The sequence below is a fragment of the Methylobacterium mesophilicum SR1.6/6 genome (assembly GCF_000364445.2).
Lineage (GTDB): Bacteria > Pseudomonadota > Alphaproteobacteria > Rhizobiales > Beijerinckiaceae > Methylobacterium > Methylobacterium mesophilicum_A.
The window spans coordinates 2,948,188-2,970,936 of sequence record NZ_CP043538.1; the positions used below are offsets into that span (position 1 = coordinate 2,948,188).

The 22,749-nt window shown below is 68.5% G+C and carries 18 protein-coding genes and 1 pseudogene; 6 read left to right on the top strand and 13 right to left on the bottom strand.

Annotated elements, in window-relative coordinates:
- Nucleotides 1–4 precede the first annotated feature (4 nt).
- Nucleotides 5–2,449, top strand: coding sequence for a DNA topoisomerase (ATP-hydrolyzing) subunit B (gene gyrB, locus MMSR116_RS14025; RefSeq protein WP_010682504.1), 2,445 nt, complete (start codon nt 5–7; stop codon nt 2,447–2,449).
- 285 nt (nt 2,450–2,734) lie between these two features.
- Nucleotides 2,735–4,684, top strand: a complete 1,950-nt coding sequence (locus MMSR116_RS14030; protein ID WP_083920178.1) for a TniQ family protein — start codon at nt 2,735–2,737, stop codon at nt 4,682–4,684.
- Nucleotides 4,685–4,925: 241 nt separating this feature from the next.
- Here the strand turns inward: MMSR116_RS14030 and MMSR116_RS14035 are convergent, their stop codons facing one another.
- From MMSR116_RS14035 to MMSR116_RS14085, 11 genes and pseudogenes are all read right to left on the bottom strand, one after another.
- On the bottom strand, nt 4,926–6,179 hold the full coding sequence (locus tag MMSR116_RS14035) for a hypothetical protein (RefSeq protein ID WP_010682500.1): 1,254 nt from the start codon (nt 6,177–6,179) through the stop codon (nt 4,926–4,928).
- Complete coding sequence (locus tag MMSR116_RS14040) at nt 6,167–8,470, bottom strand: hypothetical protein (RefSeq protein WP_010682499.1); 2,304 nt, start codon at nt 8,468–8,470, stop codon at nt 6,167–6,169. Before MMSR116_RS14040 ends, MMSR116_RS14035 begins: the two co-directional genes overlap by 13 nt.
- Nucleotides 8,471–8,883: 413 nt before the next feature.
- The gene (locus MMSR116_RS14045; RefSeq protein ID WP_010682498.1) at nt 8,884–9,294 is read right to left on the bottom strand and encodes a hypothetical protein; all 411 of its coding nucleotides are present in this window, start codon (nt 9,292–9,294) and stop codon (nt 8,884–8,886) included.
- A gap of 128 nt (nt 9,295–9,422) precedes the next feature.
- On the bottom strand, nt 9,423–11,048 hold the full coding sequence (locus MMSR116_RS14050) for an anti-phage dCTP deaminase (protein WP_244625663.1): 1,626 nt from the start codon (nt 11,046–11,048) through the stop codon (nt 9,423–9,425).
- 282 nt (nt 11,049–11,330) lie between these two features.
- Nucleotides 11,331–12,110 (bottom strand): COG4705 family protein, encoded by a 780-nt coding sequence (locus tag MMSR116_RS14055; RefSeq protein ID WP_010682496.1) that lies wholly within the window; start codon nt 12,108–12,110, stop codon nt 11,331–11,333.
- A 29-nt stretch (nt 12,111–12,139) separates the two neighbouring features.
- Nucleotides 12,140–12,922 (bottom strand): COG4705 family protein, encoded by a 783-nt coding sequence (locus MMSR116_RS14060; protein WP_010682495.1) that lies wholly within the window; start codon nt 12,920–12,922, stop codon nt 12,140–12,142.
- A gap of 29 nt (nt 12,923–12,951) precedes the next feature.
- Nucleotides 12,952–13,359, bottom strand: a complete 408-nt coding sequence (locus tag MMSR116_RS14065; protein WP_010682494.1) for a hypothetical protein — start codon at nt 13,357–13,359, stop codon at nt 12,952–12,954.
- A 61-nt stretch (nt 13,360–13,420) separates the two neighbouring features.
- Nucleotides 13,421–14,197, bottom strand: coding sequence for a COG4705 family protein (locus MMSR116_RS14070; protein WP_010682493.1), 777 nt, complete (start codon nt 14,195–14,197; stop codon nt 13,421–13,423).
- 92 nt (nt 14,198–14,289) lie between these two features.
- On the bottom strand, nt 14,290–15,573 hold the full coding sequence (locus tag MMSR116_RS14075; protein WP_024827717.1) for a sensor histidine kinase: 1,284 nt from the start codon (nt 15,571–15,573) through the stop codon (nt 14,290–14,292).
- On the bottom strand, nt 15,570–16,229 hold the full coding sequence (locus tag MMSR116_RS14080; protein ID WP_010682491.1) for a response regulator transcription factor: 660 nt from the start codon (nt 16,227–16,229) through the stop codon (nt 15,570–15,572). The genes MMSR116_RS14075 and MMSR116_RS14080 overlap by 4 nt, the downstream gene beginning before the upstream one ends.
- A 67-nt stretch (nt 16,230–16,296) precedes the next feature.
- Nucleotides 16,297–16,697 (bottom strand): annotated as a pseudogene (locus MMSR116_RS14085) (EamA family transporter).
- Nucleotides 16,698–17,101: 404 nt separating this feature from the next.
- On the opposite strand from MMSR116_RS14085, the gene MMSR116_RS14090 reads away from it, so the two are divergent.
- On the top strand, nt 17,102–17,425 hold the full coding sequence (locus MMSR116_RS14090; RefSeq protein ID WP_010682490.1) for an ArsR/SmtB family transcription factor: 324 nt from the start codon (nt 17,102–17,104) through the stop codon (nt 17,423–17,425).
- A gap of 5 nt (nt 17,426–17,430) precedes the next feature.
- Here MMSR116_RS14090 and MMSR116_RS14095 read toward each other — a convergent pair whose 3' ends face one another.
- Together MMSR116_RS14095 and MMSR116_RS14100 are read right to left on the bottom strand one after the other, a co-directional pair.
- On the bottom strand, nt 17,431–18,747 hold the full coding sequence (locus tag MMSR116_RS14095; protein WP_010682489.1) for an ATP-binding protein: 1,317 nt from the start codon (nt 18,745–18,747) through the stop codon (nt 17,431–17,433).
- Complete coding sequence (locus MMSR116_RS14100; RefSeq protein ID WP_010682488.1) at nt 18,744–19,406, bottom strand: response regulator; 663 nt, start codon at nt 19,404–19,406, stop codon at nt 18,744–18,746. The genes MMSR116_RS14095 and MMSR116_RS14100 overlap by 4 nt, the downstream gene beginning before the upstream one ends.
- A gap of 99 nt (nt 19,407–19,505) precedes the next feature.
- On the opposite strand from MMSR116_RS14100, the gene dsbD reads away from it, so the two are divergent.
- The 3 genes from dsbD to MMSR116_RS14115 are packed head-to-tail and all read left to right on the top strand — an operon-like array spanning nt 19,506 to nt 22,746.
- On the top strand, nt 19,506–21,287 hold the full coding sequence (gene dsbD, locus MMSR116_RS14105) for a protein-disulfide reductase DsbD (RefSeq protein WP_010682487.1): 1,782 nt from the start codon (nt 19,506–19,508) through the stop codon (nt 21,285–21,287).
- Nucleotides 21,288–21,322: 35 nt separating this feature from the next.
- Nucleotides 21,323–21,940 (top strand): DsbA family protein, encoded by a 618-nt coding sequence (locus MMSR116_RS14110; RefSeq protein ID WP_010682486.1) that lies wholly within the window; start codon nt 21,323–21,325, stop codon nt 21,938–21,940.
- Nucleotides 21,940–22,746 carry a L,D-transpeptidase gene (locus MMSR116_RS14115; RefSeq protein WP_010682485.1) on the top strand — a complete coding sequence of 269 codons (807 nt, stop codon included), beginning with the start codon at nt 21,940–21,942 and terminating at the stop codon, nt 22,744–22,746. The genes MMSR116_RS14110 and MMSR116_RS14115 overlap by 1 nt, the downstream gene beginning before the upstream one ends.
- Nucleotides 22,747–22,749: the final 3 nt, after the last annotated feature.

The following is a 22,749-nucleotide window of genomic DNA, read 5'->3' on the forward strand; positions in this document are numbered from 1 at the left end:
GTTCATGTCCGATACCCCCCAGAGCGAGCACGCCGACTACGGCGCGGAATCGATCCGCGTACTGAAGGGCCTCGACGCCGTCCGGAAGCGGCCCGGCATGTATATCGGCGATACGGACGACGGCTCCGGCCTCCACCACATGGTGTACGAGGTCGTGGACAACGCCATCGACGAGGCCCTGGCCGGCCACGCCGATCTCGTGACGGTGACCCTCAACACCGACGGCTCCTGCACCGTCACCGACAACGGTCGCGGCATCCCGGTGGACATCCACAAAGAGGAGGGCGTCTCGGCGGCCGAGGTCATCATGACCCAGCTGCACGCGGGCGGAAAATTCGACCAGAACTCCTACAAGGTCTCCGGCGGCCTCCACGGCGTCGGCGTGTCGGTGGTGAACGCTCTGTCGTCGTGGCTGCGCCTGCGCATCTGGCGCAATGACACGGAGCACGCCATGGAGTTCCGCCACGGCGACGCCGTGGCGCCCCTCACCATCGTCGGGCCCGGCAGCGGCCGGCGCGGCACGGAAGTGACCTTCCTGCCCTCCACCGACACCTTCACGATGATCGAGTTCGACTACGCGACGCTGGAGAAGCGCCTGCGCGAACTCGCCTTCCTGAATTCGGGTGTGCGCATCGTCCTGACCGACGCGCGCCACGCCGAGAAAAAGCGCGAGGAACTCTACTACGAGGGCGGGATCGAGGCCTTCGTCCGCTACCTCGATCGCTCGCGCAAGCCGATCGACGGCATGGTGAGCCCGGTGGTCGTCCGGTCGGAGCGCGACGGCATTCGCGTCGAGGTGGCTTTCTGGTGGAACGACTCGTTCAACGAGACGGTCCTGCCGTTCACCAACAACATCCCGCAGCGCGACGGCGGCACGCACATGGCGGGCTTCCGCGCCGCCCTGACCCGGCAGATCACCGGCTACGCAGACTCCTCGGGCATCTCCAAGAAGGAGAAGGTCTCGCTCACGGGCGAGGATTGTCGCGAGGGGCTGACCGCGGTGATCTCCGTGCAGGTGCCGGACCCGAAATTCTCCTCGCAGACCAAGGACAAGCTCGTCTCGTCCGAGGTGCGGCCGGCGGTGGAGAACGTCCTCAACGAGGGTCTCTCCACGTGGCTTGAGGAGAATCCCTCGCAGGCCCGTTCCGTCATGGGCAAAGTGGTGCTCGCCGCTTCGGCCCGCGAGGCGGCCCGCAAGGCCCGCGAGACCGTGACCCGCAAGGGCGCGCTCGACATCGCCTCGCTGCCCGGCAAGCTCGCCGACTGCCAGGAGCGCGACCCGAGCAAGTGCGAGATCCTTCTGGTGGAGGGTGATTCCGCCGGCGGCTCGGCCAAGCAGGGCCGCGACCGGACGTTCCAGGCGGTGCTGCCGCTGCGCGGCAAAATCCTCAACGTCGAACGTGTGCGCGCAGACCGGATGCTGTCCTCGGCCGAGATCGGCACGCTGATCACGGCACTGGGCGCCGGGATCGGTCGTTCGTCGACGGACCGGGAAGGCTTCAATCCCGAGAAGCTGCGGTACCACCGCATCATCATCATGACCGACGCGGACGTGGATGGGTCGCACATCCGGACGTTGCTGCTGACCTTCTTCTTCCGCCAAATGCCGGAATTGATCGAGCGCGGCCACCTCTTCATCGCGCAGCCGCCTCTCTACAAGGCCGAGCGGGGCCGCCGGGCGATCTACCTCAAGGACGAGCGCGCTCTCGAGGATTACCTCATCGACCAGGGCACGGAGGGCGCAGTTCTGCGCCTCTCAACGGGCGCCGAGTTCACCGGGCCGCAACTCAAGAGCCTTGTCGAGGAGGCTCGCACCTTCCGGAGCATCCTGCAGGGTCTGCACACCCGCTACGACCGCACCGTCGTCGAGCAGGCGGTCCTGGCCGGAGCGTTCGATCCCGAAGCCGCCTCCCGCCCAGGTGAGGCGGAGGTTCTCGCCGACATGACAGCCCGCCGGCTCGATGCCATCGCGGACGAGATCGAACAGGGCTGGTCAGGCGAGGCCTTCGAGGGCGGCTATCGCCTGAGCCGGACACTGCGTGGCGTGCGCCAGGTGGCGACGCTCGATGCCGGGCTCATCACGTCGCAAGAGGCCCGCCGCCTCGCCGAACGGGCCGACGCGTTCCGGGAGATCTACGGCGAGCCCGCGACGCTGATGCGGAAGGCCGACGAGACGGTGCTGCACGGCCCGGTCGCCCTGTTCGAGGCGGTCATGGCTTTCGGCCGCAAGGGCCTGCAGCTCCAGCGTTACAAGGGCCTCGGCGAGATGACCGCCCAGCAGTTGTGGGAGACCACCCTCGACCGGGACGTGCGTTCGCTGCTGCAGGTGAAGGTCAAGGACGTCACCGACGCCGACGATCTCTTCGTCAAGCTGATGGGCGACGTCGTCGAGCCGCGGCGGGAGTTTATCCAGGAGAACGCGCTCAGCGTCGCGAATCTGGACGTGTAGCGCGGACGACAGTGGTCTGTCGGTCCGAAACTGCGAGAGTGTCAGGAAATAATGCGCGGTTTTCTGACTACTTCTCGAAAAACGAAGGGCTAGGTTAAGATACTGGAATCACTCCATATTTTGCGTAGTAACCGTGTGCGATGGGCCCTCTCGCTCTTCAAAACCCGATATTGGGGCGCAGCCCATGGGTCGGCGACGTCAGCTGGCATGCTTCAACTACGCTGGCAGTCGCAGGGCTCCCCGCTGCATGATGTTCGGGTGTCTCGCCGCTGATAGCAAAATCTCATGACCAGACGAAGGTACGCATCGATACAGGGCTACCATCCGCGTCTGGTCGTTCGAACATCGCCGGAAAAGGGCGAGGGCTTTCTAGGCTGGGTGCTGCGGCTGACCCAGATCAACGGCTACGAATTTTCTGAATGGATCTTACGTTCGGCGGGCATGAGAGCCCCGGACCTTCTCTCGCGTGAGGGCGTCATAGAGCGTCTGCGCCTGATGACACAGGTGGCGGTGCATGACCTGCAGACGCTCGTGCCACGGTTGGATACCGCTGGTTGGCGGTGGGCGGAAATACCGGGGATGGACATCTCGGTAGCCCTGTTCGACGCACGAAAGCCGAAGGTCTGCCCCGTCTGCTTGGCTGAGAAAGGCTTCGTCCAAGCGGCTTGGGGTCTACGCATATGGACCTGCTGCCCGGACCATGAGTGTAGGCTCGTGAACGTGTGTCCGCGCTGCGGCTCGCCGATCACATGGAGGCGTCGACACGTCGACCTTTGTCCTAATCCCAACTGCGGTGGCCGTTATTCCAGCTCGGAGATCCAAAGGGCCGGCGAGGAGGAAGTAGAGCTTGCCCTCCTGCTGGGTCAAGCACTCGGTTCCGAAACGCTTTCGCGCCTTCCGGCCCTCACCAGCGTGTTCGGCGAGTTGTCGCCCCAGGACATCGTGACCATGGCAAGCCGGCTCGGCTTCAGACGCATGCGCGAGACGTATCGCGGAAGCGCTGACTCGTCCGACATCGCGGAAGCCGCGATCAAAGCGGCCCGGCTGTTGTCTAACTGGCCGACGGGCTTTCACGACTTCATCAGGTCACAAAGAGTTCTCGCGGACGGCTCGACGACGGGCGGGGCGGCGCGGGATCCCGAGATCACGTTCCTACTCCGAGCTAAAACCTGGAACGGTGAGTTCCTCTTGCCCTCCGAAGCCAGGTTCATCTTCGCAAAGGAGTTCCAGAACTTCTTGGACATCACGGGAGATGGTCGCGCGCCTGCCCTGCGACAGGCCCTGGCGGGCGAAGGGTCCTCCGACCGTTGGATGTCGCTCCCTCAGGCGGCTAAAGCGCTTGGGATCGACCGGAGAACTCTGGCTCGTATGGCTCGTGATGGGTCGCTCGTTGGCATACGTTTCGTCCAAAACGACAAGACGTTCACGTTCGTGGATCGTCACGAGATCGAGCGCCGACTAAAGGCAACCGGATCAGGTAAGACGCTCGCGAACCTTCGCCGCAATGGCGAAGCCCTTTCTCACGGAACTGCGAGCCGATTACTGGGCATCAGGCCCAACAAGGTTGCGCCCTTGTTGGAAGACGGGCTCTTGAGCGCGATCAGCGGAACGTCGGGGCGCTTCGTCGACCGGGCGTCGGCCGTCCGACTACTGGAGAAGTTGGAGGCCAACGTGCCCGGTTGCGGCAGTCACGCTGACCGACGGTTGATCTACGACACATGTGAAGTCGTCCAACGCGTGCGGGGCCATGGCATGGCATTCATCCTTCGCGCGGTGCTGGCAGGAACACTACGTCCAGTTGATATCTTGATCGATGGTGTCGGATTGCGGCGGATAGGCTTTTTGCGTACCGAGGTAGCACGATTTGAACGGGATCATCGGAAATCGAACGGGAATGTACACATCTCTGACGCCGCCCGCCAGTTGGATTGTTACAATATCGATATTCGACGCTTGATAGCGTCCAATCTCCTTCGACATGGCGAAACAAGTATCGACGTTGATGCCAAAAGCATCCGGAGCTTCCAGACCAAGCACGTTTCGGGACGTGCCTTCGCAAGGGAGTATGGCATCACGACAGGTAGGCTGGATCGACTTCTCCGCGAGATGGACGTTGAGCCAGTATTGCCTGTGACCGATCCGCGGATCAGCACATCGTTTTGGCGTCGAAACGATACGAGACGATTGCAGGGACGGTTCGAGAGGAGGCGGTTGGCCATCGACGACGAAGGTTGACATCGGGGCATGCGTAGCGAGATCGATCTGAGGCCCGACCGTCCCATGTCACTCCTTCGGGCGTTGCAACGCGCTCGAAGGGAGCCCTTCGTGTGACCCGCCCGACAACGGTCGCAGCCGCGCCGTTCGACGCGATCCGGGCCTCTCACCACAAGACCATGTGGCACCCCTATTCCGTTTCCCGGGTCTCACTGAGTGAGTCGACCTCATCCGGAACCAATGGCGAATGGGCGCGCGCGGTCTAGGAGGCTTCCGAATGCGGAGACCGACCGGCTCCCGTCTTCCCGGAACGCGCGCGGGTCGGGGCTTCCCTCGCCATCTTGCCTGGGCGCGGGACAACGACCGCGTCGTGGACCATCTCCAGTTTGCGGAGACCCTCGATCAGCTTCGGGTGCTCCTCCGTGCGGAACGAATCGTCCCATACGAACGGGATCAGGACACGCCATTTCGGATCGACGCGGTAGAGCGCCTCGTCGGCCGCGATTTCCTCGACGATCTTCGCGAATGACACGCCGGGGCGGACGAACTTCACCTCGATCACCAAGCCCAGGCTCGGCACCGTCAGGTCCATACGTGGGTTCTTGTGTCCCACCGGGGGCGTATATTCCTCCGCGTTCAGATCCGGGAAGAGCGGCGCCAGGGTTGCCCAAAGCAAGTTCTGGACGTGGTATTCGTTCTCGATGTCCCACCGGACCATCGGCGACCGGGGCGTGCGCGGTCGCTCCTCAAAGGTCCAGAGCCTCAGCGACCGCTCGACGCCCTGAAGCACACGCAGGACGTCCTCCGGTTCGAGACGCCCGAGGCGGGCCGGCATGTTGGTCTCGCACAGGGCATCGAATGCCCGGAGCGTCAGCGAAGCCTGCGCTTGGTCGCCCGCGCCGAGTTCGTAGCGCAACGCATTGCGCCAAGCTGGCTGCCCGCATTCCGGGTCGGCCGGAACGACGCCGAGGTCCGCGAGCGCGACCCTCGCCTCCGGGAGCATCGCCGCGAGGTCGCGGCGGGCCGGCGCTTCGAGGATGTGCGCCGCCGCGACCATCAAAGAACGGTTGAATTCCGAGAGCCCCGCGGCCGAGGCGCCTCGCACGACCAGCACGCCGAGCCATTCGGCCTCTCGGCGGTCGAGCAAGCGGTGCACGCCCAGCGCGAGGCCGAGGGCGGACAGGCCGTCGGCCTCCAGGGTCGGCGGCAGGTGCGGCCTGAACCAGGTCCGGTTGCCGAGCCACCCGACCCCTTCGCGAAACATCTCGGAGAACGCTTCGGCAAAGCGTGGGTCGGTCGCGGCGTAGCCGACGATCGCGACGTGCCAGGCGGAGCGACCGCCGGGCAACTCGAACGCCATCGCGGCTTTTGCGGCGAGATCCCCCATCGGACCCGCAACCCCGAGGACCCAGGCCCGAAAGGCTTGCGCGAGGGGGGACGCGTCGGCTCCGCGGGCGGCGGAGGCGAGGCCGGCTCGGATGTCGGCGATACCGGGCCCGTCGCTCAGAGGAACCACGGCTTCCTCATGACGCGGCCGCCCTCGGCGGCATCCGTGTCCCAACCGGGGGTCCGCTCCAGGCCCGACAGCTGCTTGGCGATCTCGTCGGCGTAGACGAGCGGGATGGGCAGGCCGGACGGCCCGAACGAGCGCCAGGAATGGAACGCGAAATCCGACGCCTGGCGCACGAGGACCGGCATGTCCCGATAGGTCGAGCTGTCGTGGAGGCGGAGGAGCACCGGGCCGGGCAGGCCGTGCGAGGCCGACTTCACCTCCCTACGCCCCGTCAGCGTCAGGAGCCATTCCCTCTCGCTCAACCGCAGCGCTTGCCCCCGCTCCGGGGCGAACGTCGCCTTTCCGTCGGGCCAGGCGCGGTCGAACATCGTGAACGGATGATCTTCGACGACGTGCAGGAACGCGAAGCTCACGTTTGTCGCGCCGATCCCGGCGACCGCCCTCTCGACGGCCTGGACCGTCTCTCGGCTGAGTTGCGTGAACGCGTGGAAGACGAGCCTGACCGCTTCGCCCGGACGCCACGCCTCCTCCCGGCCGATGCGCTTGATGGCGTCGACGATGCTGTCGCTCAACGCGGCCGGGTAGGCCTCGAACGGCACGGCCGCGGTCCGGGCGTCCAAGAAGTAGTGGCCTTGGCTGGAGAAGACCGTCGCGATGCCGACGAACCGCTCGCCCGCTCCGCGACGGCCTTCCTTGACCGTGTGCGACCCGAGCCCAACGACGAGTTCGTGATCGGTCGGCGACCGCGCGAATAGCAGCCAGGGGGCTCCGCCGAGCTTCGCGTAGGTCGCCAGGCTCATGTTGGCCAGCGCGTTCGCGTAGCCGAACGCGTCGAGGCCCAGCATCTCGGTCGAGAGCGCCTGGACGGGCACGTCCCGCTTGAGGAACGTCGCCTTGCTCATCCAGTACGGGCTATCGGCGTGCGGCCGGTCTTGCCAGGCCCGCTCCACCTGCACCATGGCGAGGTCCCAAGGCTCGTCGCGCGACGCCGCGTCCCTGAGGGCGGACCGCGCGGCGTCGGCATAGGCCGGGCCGCCACGGCCGGCGGCCTCGAAGTAACGGACCTCGGGCTCGTGCAGCCTGAACCGGCCGAGCAGCCCGCTGCCGTGGGGGACGAGGCCCGTGTCGCTCGCGATGTCGGGCCTGCCGTGCAGGAAATCCCGCATGGCCGCGGCGACCTCTTCGCGACGGCCGGCCTGGTGAACGACCGCGATGCGCGGCCGCTTCGTCTCGAACGTCTGCCGGTCGAACGGTCCGGTACGGTCCAGGCTCTGCTGTTTCCAGCTGTTCGAGGTCTCTGGCGAATGGACCGGGTCGAACGACAGCTTCGGCCTCCAGACGGCCTCGGCGGGCGGGAAGGCGTCCGAGTCGACGGCCTGGTCGATCAGTCCTCCGAGGCGGAGCGGGACGCCGTCGGCCAAAACCATCGACCGGTTCCCAAGCTGGTTGAGCACCCCGTGAACGATCTCGATGGTCCGCCGGCCGCCATGCCACTCCGCCTCGGCCTTCTGGACTGCCTTGAAAGCACGCTCGGAGTTCCCCTGCGTGATCACCTCGACCACCTTGTTGAAGTTGGCTCGCGTGGGTTCGAGGAAGACGTCTTCGCTCGACACCACCGAGGGGCCCGCCCCGTGATCGTCCAGCGTCAGCGTATCCTGCCCGACCTCGACGACACGGCCGGCGTATGCGAGCCGCCGCGATACCTTCGGGTCGGGATCCTCGCGCCAGGACGAGACCGCCGCACCGGTCAGCGGCACGCCGAGTTCGAGAAGCGTCCGGCAAGACGCGTCGATGGTCGTGCGCAGCCGCTTCGAGCAGGTCAGGACGACGTATGCGTCGCCCCGGGGCGGCTGCAGGATGCGCGTGTCGAACTCCAGGACGAGCCGCTTCTTCAGCCAATCGGGCAGGCCGATGTCCTCCGCGAGGACGTTCTCCCGCTTGCCGGCGACGGTCGGCGGCCTCCTGCGGATCAGGAGGTCTGCCTCCGGGGAAGCCGCGAGCAAACGGAAGACCGCCTCGCGGGTCAGCGCCGACACGAGCCGCAGGTGCTCGGCCGCGGGCAGTCCCATCCTGTCCGTCGGGAGGTTCGCCCCGGAGGTAAGGGGCACCACAGCCATGTCCGTCTCGCCGTGCCGCGTCGCGAACACGTCGTTCTCCGGCCGGTCGAGATAGGCGTGGAGCAGCGCGCGGTCGAACTGGACCACCGAAGCCGGGATCGTTCCCGGAGGCGTGAGGACGCGGATCGCGTTCAGGGCGAGCTGCGGACGAACCCTTTCGCCGGGACGGAAAGCCATGTCGCACTATACGCGGTCGCCGCGTCGAGACGAGCCGCATCCGTCCTGCCACGCGGCCGTCCACACCCTATGCCGTCTAAATCGCTGAGCGAACAAAGTCGAAGGATCTTTTACGTGGACCTTTGGCTCATTGAGTGGGCGTTGAGGGAACTCGCAATTCGGCCCTGGCGGGTCCCGGTCAAGCCCGACTTATTGCTTGAAAAGGCGACCGCGTCGCGAGTTGGTCGGGATGTGCCGAACCGCTGGCCCCGCCCAGTCCCGTCCCAACCATGGCTGCGTCGATGGGGCGGCAGGGCTGCGGTACCGCTCCCGGTCGTCACCCACATGAGGGCGTCGAAAGTCGGCGGACCGGGCGACGGCACCGGCATCGCCTCGACGATCCGTCCGGCGCGTTTCGGGGCGCCTGGGTCAGCTCATCCGCCGTTTCCGGTGAGGACGAGCGCGTCGTGAGGCTGGACCTTCCAGACATGTTCCCCGTCGCCGACAACGCCGCGCAGGGTCTCGTCGAGGACATCGACCTCGGGGATGCGGTTGACCAACACGATGGTCGACGACCGACCCGGGGCGCCGTCCTGGCCGACGACGCGCGCCATCGCCTCCCGCACGGATTGCCGCCGATGCCACCGGGCCGACTGGTCCCTGGGCGGACGCAGGTCGATCGGCGCGTGCACGTAAAGGCACGACAGATCGTCGAAAAGGCGGAAGACCGACGGCCTGCTCAGCCCGGGAAGGTCGAAGTAAGGGTAGAGCCGGGCGTCGACCACAAGCGCGTGCCGGCTCATGGAAACCGCGCGCGTGAACGTCACGCCGTGGACGTCGGCCATGGGCAGGCACGAGATCCGGCGAACGGGACGATGGTCGAAGAGCGAGAGCTGCCGCACCGGCGCGGACGGCCCGGGAAAACCCTCGGTTTCCCAGGACGTTGTCTCGACGAGGCGGAGGAGTGGTTTGCTCACGCTTGCAGCGCTCCCAAGCCCGATTCGAGATCCAGATAATGTACCCGCAGCGCTTCTGAGTGACCACCCCAAACCGGCTCGCCGACCCGATAATCCCCGGTCAGCTTGTCCTTGTAGTCACGGTCCTTCAGGAACGCGCGGGCATACATCCTCGGTGCGACCCCGACGAACGGGTGGAACAGGACCTTGGCATTGGCCGCGGGGGCCGCGACACCGGGCCGTGCTGGGCCGACAGATCCCGAACCCTGTACGCCCGAGGGCGGTTCCCAGCCGTCCACACCCGTCGTGATGGCGTCGCAATGAAGGCTGATCGCACGGCTCTTTGGGTAGGGCTCGATGTACTGGACCTCGTCGATACCGGCGGCGACGATATGTCGGGCGCAGTAATGGCAGGGGAACGTGCTGACATAGAGCCGGCACCCCCTCGGCGAGGTGCCGGTCCGGGCGGCGGTCAGGATCGCGTCCATCTCCGCGTGGACCGCCCGGCTGAACTCGATCAGGCCGCCGATCTTCGTGCGCCGAAGCTCGGCCACCGCTTGGCTCTTCTCCCGACCCTCGGCCAGGGCGGGGTACTTGTCGATGAGTTCGCCGATGATCTCGTTCTGCTCGCGGTTGCTGCTGCAGAACTTGTCCGGCCGGAACGCGCAGCGATGGTCGGAGGCCTCCCCGTCGAGATCGGTCCCGTAAAGCCCCCCGCCCGCCCTGGGCACGTCGTTGGTGCCGGTCGCGACGATGTTCCCCTTCGCGTCCACGAGCGCCGCCCCGACCTGCCGCGACAGGCACGCGCTCCTCAGCTGGGCCGAATGTGCCTGATGCATCGCCGTCTCGGCGACGTTCGGTCGGATGACGTCCGACGCCGTCAGGATCCGCACCAAGCGCCGCAGCGGCTCGTTCATCCCGGTGTTCTTCGGATCGTCGCCGGCATCCTTCGAGTTGTCGACGAAGAAATCCGCCTCGTGGAAGGTGTCGACCACGTGCTGGCCGTGGCTCTCCGGCGCATCGCCGTCGCGATCCATGAAGGCCGTGACGGCGCGGCGCGTCTCCTGCCGGCCCCTGTCATTGAAGTCGAACAGCTCACGGGTCAGCCGGCCGTGGCGGGCATCGTCGTCGCACACGACGCCGACGAGCGTGAAGGCGTCCTGGTAGATCCTGCGGAGGAGGTGCGCCTCCGCGGGGTGGCGCAGGGAATCGATGATGTAGGCACGGGGCTTGCCGTCGATCTCGCCCTCCGGCCTGCCGCTCGCCTCGGCGCGGAGGGCCCGGATGCGCGCGACGACGGCGCGTGCGACCGCGGCGTTGTCGCCGAACGCGAGCCGCATCGCGTCGCCCAGGTCCTGCATGTGAACCACGCCGGCGAGCGTCTTGCGACCGCCGGCCGGACCGAGGTCGCGGCCGTTGTTCCTGGCCCAAGCCTTGATCTCAGCGCTCGCCTTGACGATGCGGACCTCGTATCCGCCGTCCCCGACCGACTGCGTTTCGAGGAATTCCTTGACGATCTGGGCGGCCCGGCCTGCCCCGGAACCTCCCGGTCCGACGACCGCGATGAAGAGCTCGTTCGCGCGAAAGCTCCGGAGCAGGCTCTGGCTCGTCTCGCCCGGGCGCGGGCCGGCCGCGGTTGGCAAACGTCCGGTCGTCGCTGCATCGGGCATTGGGGGTCGACTCTTGGAATGCCGTGGTCACGGTCGAACTGCTGGAACGCCGCGGAGATGACACGGCGGCGCAGGCCTGTGAAGTAGCCATCTCAGGTTGTCTCCCGCCGCGCCGACGGTTTGGAGCGTGTTTCACCTTTCCGAACGGGCGGTCCTGCGCTGAATCACGGAGGTGTTTCGTGGAGCCGACCCCACGGGCGCGCTGGCGGTCGCAGAGATCCCCGGCCGTTCGGCGCCCACACGGAAATTTTCGGGTCATCGCGACGCCTGTACGCCCTCTCCCGGATGCCGCCCCGCCCTCTGGGGAAGGAGGACGATCAGCGCGACGATGAAAGCCGCGATCACCGCAGAGGCCAGGGGCCGGCTGAGGTGCATGCCGCCGGCGCTGGCCGGCTTGTCCAGGAAGTCGCCGACCGTCGCGCCCAGGGGGCGGGTGAGGATGAACGCGGCCCAGAACAGGCCGACCCGCGAGACCCGCGTCCGGTAGTAGAGGAAGACGACGACCGCCAGGGCCGCAGCGAAGACGAGGGCCCCGCCCTCGTAGCCGAGGCCGCCGGTGTCCGCGAGCCAGTCGCCGAGCGCGGTGCCCAACGTCTGCGAGAAGGTGATCGCCCCCCAATAGAACGCCTCGACCCGCGGGGTCGACACCGTGTCCACCGACACGGTCCCCTCGGTCGCGTACCAGAGCCCGAGCACGGCCGCGAGGCAGGCGAGTAGGAGGGTCGATCCGCCGGTGTACCCGATGCCGAGCGACCGGTCGGCGAAGTCCGCCATCGTCGTACCGAAGGTGGTCGAGGCGACGATGGTCGCCCAGTACAGGGCCGGGTGGAACCGCCTCGACATGATCTGGGCGACCACGAGCCCGACCAGCAGCACGGCGAACAGGGCGGTGCCGGCGAGGTAGCCCCAATCGAGGGTCATGGTCACGGTGTCGCCGCCGGTCTCCCCGAGCGTGGTGGCCAGGATCTTGATGGTCCAGAAGCCCAGCGTGACCTCGGGTACCTTGCTCAAAGTGCGTTCGTGACGGTCGTCCATCGGACCTGCTCCTTCTTCGAGGGGAAACCTCACGGCGCGTCGGCGCAGGCCGCCCGGCGACCGGCACGCTGCGGGATGAGGAGGACGAGCCCAACCATGACGAGCGCGAGCACGCCGGAGATCGTGATGTCGTCGATGCCCAGACCACCGGAAGCGACCGGCTTGTCGAGGGAGTTGGCAAGGGTTGCGCCGAGCGGCCGCGTCAGGACGAACGCCGTCCAGAACAGCATCGGCCTGGGAACGCGCGTTCGCAGATGGAGGGCCGTGACCACGGCCAGCGCGGCGAGGATGAGGAGCGCGCTCCCGTTGTACCCGAGCCCGCTGCCGTCGGCCATCCAGTCGCCCAACGCGGTGCCGAGCGTCTGGGAGAACATGACCGTGGCCCAGTAGAAACCTTCGGCCCGCGGGGATCGCACCGTCTCCACGGCGACCGTGCCGAGCGTGCGCTTCCACAGAATCAGGGTCGCGACGACCGATCCGAGCAGCACCAGGGACCCGCCCGCGTAGCCGATGCCGAGGGACCTGTCGCAGAAGTCGGCGAGGGTCGTGCCTGCGAGCGTCGTCGCGGTGACCACGGCCCAGTACAGGAGCGGCTGGAAGCGGTCCGCCCTGACCTGTGCGGCGAGCAGCACCGCCAGGGCGGCCCCGAAGATCGCCGTGCCGGCGAGATAGCCGAGGCCGAGCGTCAACGTGACGGCGTTGCCGCCGACCTCGCCCAGGGTCGTGGCCACGATCTTGATGGCCCAGAACCCGGCTGTGGCTTCGGGCACCTTGGCGGGTTCGACGTGTCCGGGTCGCTCGGTCTGCTGCATCGGGCTGCCGTGGGAAAGCGAGGGCTGCTTCAAGCGGTGTGGGCCTGGTCGATGATGGCGAGCAGGTCGTCGACCGCGCGACGGCAGGCGGCCGGATCGGGGTTCGACGCTCGCAGCGCGTCGAGGGCGCGGTCGATGGCCTTGTCCACCACGTGCCAGTCGGCGGCGGCTCGCGGCTTCAGTCCGGCCTCGGACGCGTCCCAGGACAGTTCCAGGTCCTTGATGCGCGTCTTGGCGGCGGCGAGGTCGCCCCGGTCGGTCATCGCCTTCACGTCGACGACGATGGTCCGGAACTTGGAGAGGTCGCCGAGCTTCGAAGCCGCCATCATGGTGGGCGTCGCTCCTACGGCGGCATCCTGCATCGCCAGCAGGCCCAGGGGGGCGGCCGTGGCGCCGATGACCGTCGCGGCGATGGCGGCGAGGAGGATTTTTCGCATGGCCGGTGGTTCCGTGTCGCGCGGCGTTGGAAGGACTGGAGGATGGGGAGGCGGCGGACGGTCAGGCCCGCCGCTGTCCGGCCAGCTCGCCCGGGCAAACGGGGACAAGGCTCAGGGACGTCACCAGGACGACGATGACGACGAGGAAGACGAGGCTGGTGGAGGCCGTGCCGAAGCCGAGGCCGCCGTATTCCCGTGCCTGCGACAACAGATCGCCCAGCGATGCGCCGAGGGGGCGCGTGACGATGTAGGCGAGCCAGAAGGTCGTCACCGGGTTCGCGCCGAGGCGCCAGGCGAGGGCGAGGGCGGCCAGGATCGTGCCGAAGACGGCGACGCCGAGATTGAAGCCGAGCCCGAGCGCCTCCGTGGCCAAGTCGCCCGCGGCCGTGCCGAGCGCGAAGGTCAGGAGTATGGCGAGCCAGTAGAACGCCTCGCGGCGCCGGGTCGCGATGGCGTGGATCGAGAGCGTCCGCTCGGTCGCGTACCAGAGGGCGAACACGGCGGCGAGGGCGGCCGCGAACACGCCGGTGCCGACGAAGAGGCTCACGCCGAGCTTGTCGGTCAGGATGTCGGTGACCTGCGTGCCGACCACGCTGACGAGGACGACGGTCGACCAATAGGTCCAGGGCACGTAGCGCCGCTCGCGCACCTGCAGGGCGAGGACGGCCGCGAGGAGGCCGGCCGTGAGGATTGCGGTGACGGCGGCACCCAGGCCGACGTTCATCGCGAGATAGTCCGCGCCGGTCTCGCCGACGGTCGTGGAGAGTATCTTGATCACCCAGAAGGCCGCGGTGACTTCCGGTACCTTGTTCAGGATCTGGCGCTGGATCTCGCTCATTCCCGTCTCCCGTCCGTCGTGGTCGGGCTCGGTGATAGCGAGCCAGAATGAGGACAGAATGAGCTTCGTCCGGAGGAGCCGCGGGCTCGGCCTTAGACAGGCAGTCTGACCGTTGCGAGGGTTCCCCGCCCGTCCCGCCGGTTTTCGACCGTCAGGCCGAGGCCGTTACGCTCCGCGATGCGGCGGGCGATGGCGAGCCCGAGCCCCGTGCCTTCGATGTCCGGCGGCGCGGCCCGAAAGAAGCGGTCGAAGAGGCGGCCCTCGCTTCCGGGTGGCAGCCCGCAGCCGGTGTCCAGAACCGTGACGACGCACGCACCGTCCCGGTTCATCAAGCGGACGTCGACCTGCCCGCCCGGCGGCGTGTAGCGCAAGGCGTTGTCGACCAAGTTTGCGAACAGGACGCGGACCTCGTCCTCCGACCCGCGGAGCGTCGCGGGCGCCTCGACATGCACACCCAGGTCGATGTCCTTACGCTGGGCGAGCACGACGTAATCGGCGACGCAGTCGAGCAGGAGTTGGCCGAGGTCCACGGATGCAGGACGGGCCTCGGCACCGTCGTCGAGCCGGGCTAGACGGAGCAGCTGTTCCACGAGCCGGTTCGCCCGCCGGACGCCACCTGCGAGCGCTTCGCCTCGGTCGTCACGCTCCCCTTGGAGGGAGTCGATCTGGATTTGCATCGCTGCCAGAGGCGTACGCAGCTCGTGCGCGGCGTCGGCGACGAACCGCTTCTGGGCGGCGAGGGCGGCCTGCAGGCGCAGGATGAGCCCGTTCATGGCCTCGACCAGCGGCACGAGTTCCGTCGGCACGCCGCGCGTCGGCAGGGGCCCTTGGGCTGCGGCGCCGCGACCGGCGAGGTCATGCACCAAGCCGTCGAGCCGCCCGAGCGCCCGGTTCATCGCCCAGCCGACGACGATCCACGACAGCGGGACGAGGAGCAGCAAGGGGGCCACGGCGCCGAGCGCCGCATTGCGCGCGAATTCGGCCCTCACGACGTCGCGCTGGGCGACCCGGACCGTCGTGGTGCCGTTGGCGGTCGTGTAGGTGCGCCAGAGCTCGCCGCCCATGACGATGTTCGCGTATCCCGTGCGGCCGGGGTGGCGGACGTCGACGCCGCGGTCGCCGCGCAGGACTTGCCCGTCCTTCCAGATGGTGACGGCGAGTTGGTCCTCCGGGTCCCGGTCGGCGGCGGGCGGCGCGTCCGCGTCCGGGAGCCCGGGACCCGCGTTGAGGGCGACCTGCCGCAACTGCCCGTCGAGGAAATCGGCCGCCTCGATCCGCGCGAGGGCATAGGCCGCGACCATCGCGGCTAAGCCGATTCCGGCGAGCAGGGCGGTCATCCAGCCGAGCGTCGTGCGGCGCAAGGAGGCGGCCCTCATGGCTTGGGCACCATCCAACCTGCGCCGCGGACGTTGAGGATCACGCCCTTTCCGACCTTGCGGCGGATCGTGAGGATGATCGCGTCCACGGCGTTGCTCTCGACCTCCTCGCCCCACCCGTAGATGCGCTCCTCGATCTGCGCCCGCGAGAGGATGCGCCCCGGTCGCTCCATGAGCGCGTACATGAGGGCGTATTCGCGCGCCGACAGGACCGCGACGGTACCGGCGTGGGACAGGACGTGGCTCTCCGGGTCGAGTTCGGTCTCGGCGGCCACGAGCCGCGCGCTCGCCCGCCCGGCTTGGCGGCGCAGGATGGCCCGCATCCGGGCGAGCAGCTCGCGCATCTCGAACGGCTTCACCAAGTAGTCGTCCGCCCCCAGGTCGAGCCCGGCGACGCGGCTTTCGAGGCCATCCCGCGCCGTGATGATAAGGACCGAGGTGTCTATCCCGGCCGCCCGGGCGGATCGAAGGACCCGGAGTCCGTCCCTGCCCGGCAGGCCGAGGTCGAGCAGTGCGAGCGTATGGCCACCGTTGAGCAAGGCGGTCTCGGCGGCGGCGCCGTCGCGCACCCAATCGACGGAATAGCCCTCGGCCGCGAGGCCCCGCGACAGCCCTTCGCCGATCATCCGGTCGTCCTCGATCAACAGCACGCGCATCGGTCGGTTCGTCCCGGTTCGAGCCGTTGCACCAAGAGGCGCGACAACGCCTACTCGCCCCCAGGCATCATCCTCGATAGGCTACCAACGCCGCCCCGGCGGCAATCAAGGCAACACCGAGCCAATTCGGCGCAAATAGACATTCGCCGAGGAGGACGACCCCGAAGATGGCCACCAGCACGACGCTGAGCTTATCGACCGGGGCGATGCGACTGGCCTCGCCGGGTTTGAGGGCGCGGAAGTAGCAGATCCATGAGCCACCGGTCGCGAGGCCCGACAGCACCAGGAACAGTTAGGTCCTAGCCGAGACCGACCCGACCGGTTGCCACTGGCCCGTGCCCATCAGGATGGCACTGAGGGCGAGGAGTATGACGGCCGCGCGGAAGAAGGTGGCGAAGTCGGAATTGATGCTCTCGATGCCAACTTGGCGAAGATCACAATTAGATCCGCAAAGGTGGCCGAAAGCATCGCCCACAACCGCCAGGGCCACAACAACCATATCACACCGCATTTTAATTTGGAATGATTTGGCGCGAAGCAGTTATATTGACCGCTGGCAGATCATCTAAAGTGGATGTACAGCAATCGATCAACTAATGGAGATGAATTTTCCATCGCTCGACGTGTAGTTCCCAACCCGCCCTGAAAGGCCATTGCCAAAACGGGGCGTCGATGACGAAGGCACGCTCGTGCCTGCCGCAAGCGATCCCCCCACACATCGGAATGAGACGTGTCGAGGTCCGCGTGGGCATGTGCGACGACGTCCGGGTCGGTTGTTAGCGAAGACGCGTTCAGACCAACCTCGGCTCCTCCAGTGACTTTATATTAGGATCGCCTAATTAGATAGGCGTGGCATTCTGAGACACGGACTGATGGACGCCGCTACGCCTACCGACCTGATACACCTGCAGGACAAAGCGGCCGACGCGGCGCGCCTGCTTCGCCTCCTCGCCAACGAGAAACGCCTGATGATCCTGTGCCTGCTGGTCGCTCGTGGCGAGATGGACGTGACGAGCCTCGCCGAAGCGGTCGAGCTCAGCCAATCGGCCCTGTCGCAGCATCTCGCCAAGCTCCGCGAGGACGGGTTGGTCGCCTACCGCCGCGAGAGCCAGACGCTCCACTACCGGCTTGAGGATCCCCGCGCCGCTCGCGTGCTTGCGACGCTCAAGGACATCTTCTGCCCGGAACTCGGCTGACCGCGTCAGGCGCGGACGATCTCCGCCTCAAGCCCCGGGCGGTCCTGCCGGTTGCGCAGCCTGAGGCTCAGCCCGCTCCGGCGGGACGCCATCTCGGCGATGGCGAGGCCGAGACCGCTCCCAGTCGCGCTCTTGTGGCGCCCGCGGAAGAAGCGCGTCGTGACGTGGGGCAGTTCCTCGGCTGGAATCCCGGGCCCCTCATCGCGCACGAGGACGCCCTCTCCACCGGGACGCGCCAGCCATTCCACAGTGCCGGCCTCCATGTGCTGCACGGCGTTCTCGTGCAGGTTTCGCACCGCCAAGCGCAGGCTTTCGGGATCGGCCCGCAGGGTGTAGCCGCGCAGCACCGGGTCGATCAGGGTGCGGACCCCCGGCGACACCCGCATCCCGTCGACGGTCTCGGCCACAAGCGCCCCAACATCGACCTCGACCAGGGCCGGCATCTCTCCGGCCGCGTCGAGCCGGGCCGCGTCCAGCAATTGCCGGACGAGGCGGGTGGTGCGGTCCACGGCCGCAAGGATCTGGCGCAAAGCCGCCTTGGCCACGTCCGGGTCGGTGGTAGCCATCGCGACCTGGGCCTGGGTCTTCAGCCCGGCCAGCGGTGTGCGCAGCTCGTGCGCGGCGAAGGCCGTCACCTCTCGTTCGTGCCGGCGCGCCGCCTCGACCTTGAGGAACAGGCCGTTCAGGGCGTCGGCCAGCGGCCGGACCTCCGCGGGCGCCCGCCCGGCGTCGATGGCGCTCATGTCGTCCGCGTCGCGGCCCGCGAGGTCGCGGGCCATCCGGCGCAGGGGGCGCAGGCCCCGCCCGAGGCTCGCCCAGATCAGCATCCCGAGGAACGGCACGACGAGGAGCGCGGGCGTGACGAGGCCCATGATGAGGTCCGTGACGAGGCGCTCACGCAGGCCCAGGCGGTCGCCGACCATCACGCGCACGCCCTTCTCGGCATCCTCGACCGTGAATACCCGCCAGGTCTCGCCGTCGACCTCGCGCTCGGAGAAGCCGGCTGGCGCATCGGTCAGGCGCCGCTCCGGGGCCCCGCTCGACCGCGCGACCATGCGCCCGTCGAGGGACCAGATCTGGCAGGAGAGCTGTCGCTCGTAGGCCGTCGGCGCCGGGAAGGTGGACGGTGTTCCGTCGGGGGCCGTACCGCCCACCGCGCCCACGAGGGAGCCGACCATGCGCGCGGCTTCCTGCAGGCGATTGTCGAGGACCTGCTCCACTTGGCGCTTCGAGCCGAGGTAGATCCAGGCGACCGCGCTGAGCCAGATCAGCCCGGTCGCGAGGAGCAGGATCGCGAAGAGCCTGACGCGCAGGGATGTCATGCCGGCGCCCTCATCCGGTAGCCGAGGCCGCGCACGGTCTCGATGGCCTGCTTGCCGATCTTGGCGCGCAGGTTGTGCACGTGGACCTCGACGGCGTTGCTCTCGACCTCCTCCTGCCAGCCGTAGAGGCGTTCCTCCAACTCGGCCTTGGAGCGGAGCACGTCCGGGCGTTCCATGAGGGCCGCCAGCACCATGACCTCGCGCCGGGACAGGCCGACCGGCACGCCATCGACCGTGACGGCAAGGCTGCCGGGATCGAGATGGATGCCCCCATGTTCTAGGGCGGCGGCGGCCCGCCCCGAGGCGCGGCGGACGACCGCGCGGATGCGGGCCGAGAGTTCGTCGAGGTCGAAGGGCTTGCCGAGATAGTCGTCGGCGCCGCCGTCGAGGCCGGCGATCCGGTCGGCCACCGCGTCGAGGGCCGTGAGCAGGACGACGGGCGTCCGGTCCTTCCGCCGGCGCAGGCCGCGCAGCACGTCGAGGCCGGAGCCGTCGGGGAGCATCAGGTCGAGCACGATGGCCGAGAACGCGCTCGTGTCCAGCGCCGCCTCGGCATCGGCGCAGGTGCCGACGCAATCGACCGTCGCCCCGCCGAGGCCGAGCCCCGCCCTAAGCCCGTCCGAGAGGATGTGATCGTCCTCGACGACGAGGATGCGCATGCGTGTCTCCCCCTGACCGTCCCTCACCCTGCGGGCCTGCCTTAAGCCTGGCTTAAGCTGCGTTTCGGACCCGCGGCGGGCCGATCCGGACCCCCTCCCATGCCGAAGCCCCTCGCACACCTCATCCTCGCCGCCCTGGTCTGGGCTGGCGCCGCGCCCTGGTCGCCGGGATGGTCCCAGGAGGGCGCCGCGCGGCAGACGTCTTTCACCCTCGTCGCGACCCGCGACGCGGATCTCGCCTTGCACCTGCGCTGGAGCATCGCGCCCGGCACCTATCTCTACCGCGACAGAATCCGCGCCGAGGCCGGTGCCGGCGCGGAGCTTCCCGTCAGCACGCCGCCCGCGGAAACCAAGGACGACCCGAACTTCGGGCCGACCGAGGTCTACCACGACTCAGTGGAGGCCATCGTGCCTGGCGCGGCGCTGGCCAGCCTGCGGGAGGTTCGGGTCATCTACCAGGGCTGCGCCGAGCGGGGCATCTGCTACCCGCCGGTCACGAAGCGGCTGGACCTCGCCTCCCTGGCGAGCGCCGGCGCATCACCGGCCGGCGGAGCCGCCCCCGCCGCCGAGCCGGCAGACGCGACGGTCGCCGACGCCCCCCGCCAGGAAGTCTTCCCCGCCGGACCGGCCGCCCTCCTCGTCGGCAACCTAGTCGGCGTCCTGGCGGGCATGTTCGGGCTCGGCCTCCTGCTGGCGTTCACCCCCTGCGTCCTGCCGATGGTGCCGATCCTGTCGGGCATGATCGTCCGCTCGGGCCAGGGCCTCACGCCGGGGCGGGGCCTGGCGCTGTCCGGAAGCTACGTCCTCGCCATGGCGGCGGCCTATGCCAGCCTCGGCGTCGCGGCGGCGTGGCTCGGCCGCAACCTGCAGGTCGCCCTCCAGACCCCGCTCGCCCTCGGCCTGATGGCCTCCGCCTTCATTGCGCTGGCCATGTCGATGTTCGGCCTGTTCGACCTGCAGCCGCCGCGCTGGTGGCGGGACCGCTTCGGCGCCCCGGCGGCGCAGGGGGGATCGGTCGCCGGGGCCGCGTTCCTCGGCTTCAGCTCGGCCCTCGTCGTCGGGCCCTGCGTGACGCCGCCCCTCGCGGCCGCCCTGCTCTACGTCGCCCAGACGGGCAACGTCCTGCGCGGGGCGCTAGCCCTCTTCGCCCTCGGCCTCGGGATGGGCGCGCCGCTAATGCTCGTCGGCACGTTCGGCGCCGGCATCCTGCCCCGGTCCGGCCCGTGGCTGGTGCGGGCGAAGCAGGCTTTCGGCTTCGTCTTCCTCGCTCTCGCGGCCTCGCTCGTGACGCGCCTCCTTCCGGACGGGCTGTCGCTTCTCCTCTGGGCGGCATTGGCCATCGGCCTCGGACTGGCGCTCGCAGTGATCACCGCGAACGGTCGCCCGTCACTTGCCGGTCGTGTGGCAGGCTCGGTGGCCGTCGCCTATGGGGGGTTCCTCCTGCTGGGCGCCGCCACCGGCGCGGACGACCCGCTGCGGCCGCTTGCCGGCCTCGGCTCGTCACGACCTGACCACATCGCCGACACCCGCACGGTCACCTCCGTTCCGGATTTCGAGGCCGCCCTCCTTGCAGCCCGAGCCAAAGGCAAACCGGTGCTGGTCGAGTTCGCTGCCGACTGGTGCACCGTCTGCAGGACCAACGAGCGGACCGTCCTGGCGGACGCCGGCATCCGGGAGCGGCTCAAGGCCGTCTCGGTCATCCGGGCCGACATCACGCGCGACGACGACGCCACCCGCGCCCTGATGCGCCGCTTCGAGGTGGTCGGCCCGCCGACCCTCATCCTGATGCGTCCCGACGGCGCCGAGGTCGGCGAGGCCCGCACCGAGGGCGAGCTGACGGTCGAGGACCTGAAGCGCCGCCTCGCCCTCGTCGGCGCCTGAGCCATCCCCCTTCCGACACATCCAAGGAGACCGTCATGGACCGCAGGACCCTGCTCGCCCTTCTGCCCGCCGCAGCCCTCGCACGGCTGGCCGTCGGCCCCGCCCGCGCCGAGGGCATCGACCCGAACGCCATCCTCAACGACCCGGAGGCGCCGGTCTCGGGCAACCCGAAGGGCGACCTGACCATCGTCGCCTTCCTCGATTACAACTGCCCCTTCTGCAAGAAGGCCGAGCCCGACCTGCTCCGGCTGGTCAAGTCGGACGGTCGCATCCGCCTGGTCCACAAGGACTGGCCGATCCTCAGCGACGCCTCCGTCTACGGCGCCCAGCTCGCCCTCGCGGCGCGGTACCAGGGCCGCTACGACGACGTGCATCGCGCGCTGATGGGCATCCCTGGCCTCAAGATCCCGAAGAAGCGGATGCTGGAGGCGGTGTCCGCCTCGGGCGTCGACATGGCCAGCCTGGAGGCGGACCGGACGTCCCACCAGGGTGAGATCGCCGCCCTGCTCCAGCGCAACCTCGACCAGGCCGACGCACTCGGCCTGCAGGGGACGCCGGTCTTCCTGATCGGCCCGCTGAAGGTCGCGGCCGCCCTCGACTACGAAGGCTTCAAGCAGGCGGTCGCCCAGGCGCGCGCCAGAGGCCGCTCGTGATGCGGCCGGTCTTGCGCCTCCCGGCGCTTCTCTCGCTCGCCGCGGCGCTAGGTGCTTGCTCGGCATCGATGGGCGCCCCAGGCCCGGTTGCAGAGGCGGGACTGCGCCTTCCGGCCGATGCCGTCCGTCGCTACGCGGCCATCACCGACGAGCCGTTCCCGGTCGATGCTGTCGAGCCACGCGACCTGAAGGCCCGCAATGTCCGCCAAGTCGTCGACTATCCGACCAGGCAGCCGCCCGGCACCCTGGTGGTCGATCCCTACCGGCGCTTCCTCTACCTCGTCATGGAGGGCGGCAAGGCGATGCGCTACGGGGTCGGGGTGGGCAAGGCCGGCTTCGAGTTCACCGGGGAGGCGACGGTCGCCCGCAAGGCGTCCTGGCCGCGCTGGACGCCGACCCCCGACATGCTTCGCCGGGACCCTGAGCGGAACGGGCGCTGGGCCGGCGGTATGCCGGGCGGCGCGCGCAATCCCCTCGGGGCCCGCGCGCTCTACCTGTTCAAGGACGGCAAGGACACGCTCTACCGCATCCACGGCACCACCGAGCCGTGGAGCATCGGCGAGGCGGTGTCATCGGGATGCATCCGCATGCTGAACCAGGACGTGATCGACCTGCACCGCCGCGTACCCACGGGCACGAAGGTCGTCGTGCTCGGGTCGCACGGCACCGCCCAGGCCGCGCGGCCGGCAGCGCCGGAGACGACCGGCAGCCTCGACCGTGCGCGCCTCGACGACCTTACCCGCGGCGCCCCGGAGGCGCCCGAACCCCTGACGGACGACGGAGTGGCGAATGACGACGGTCTTTAGGAG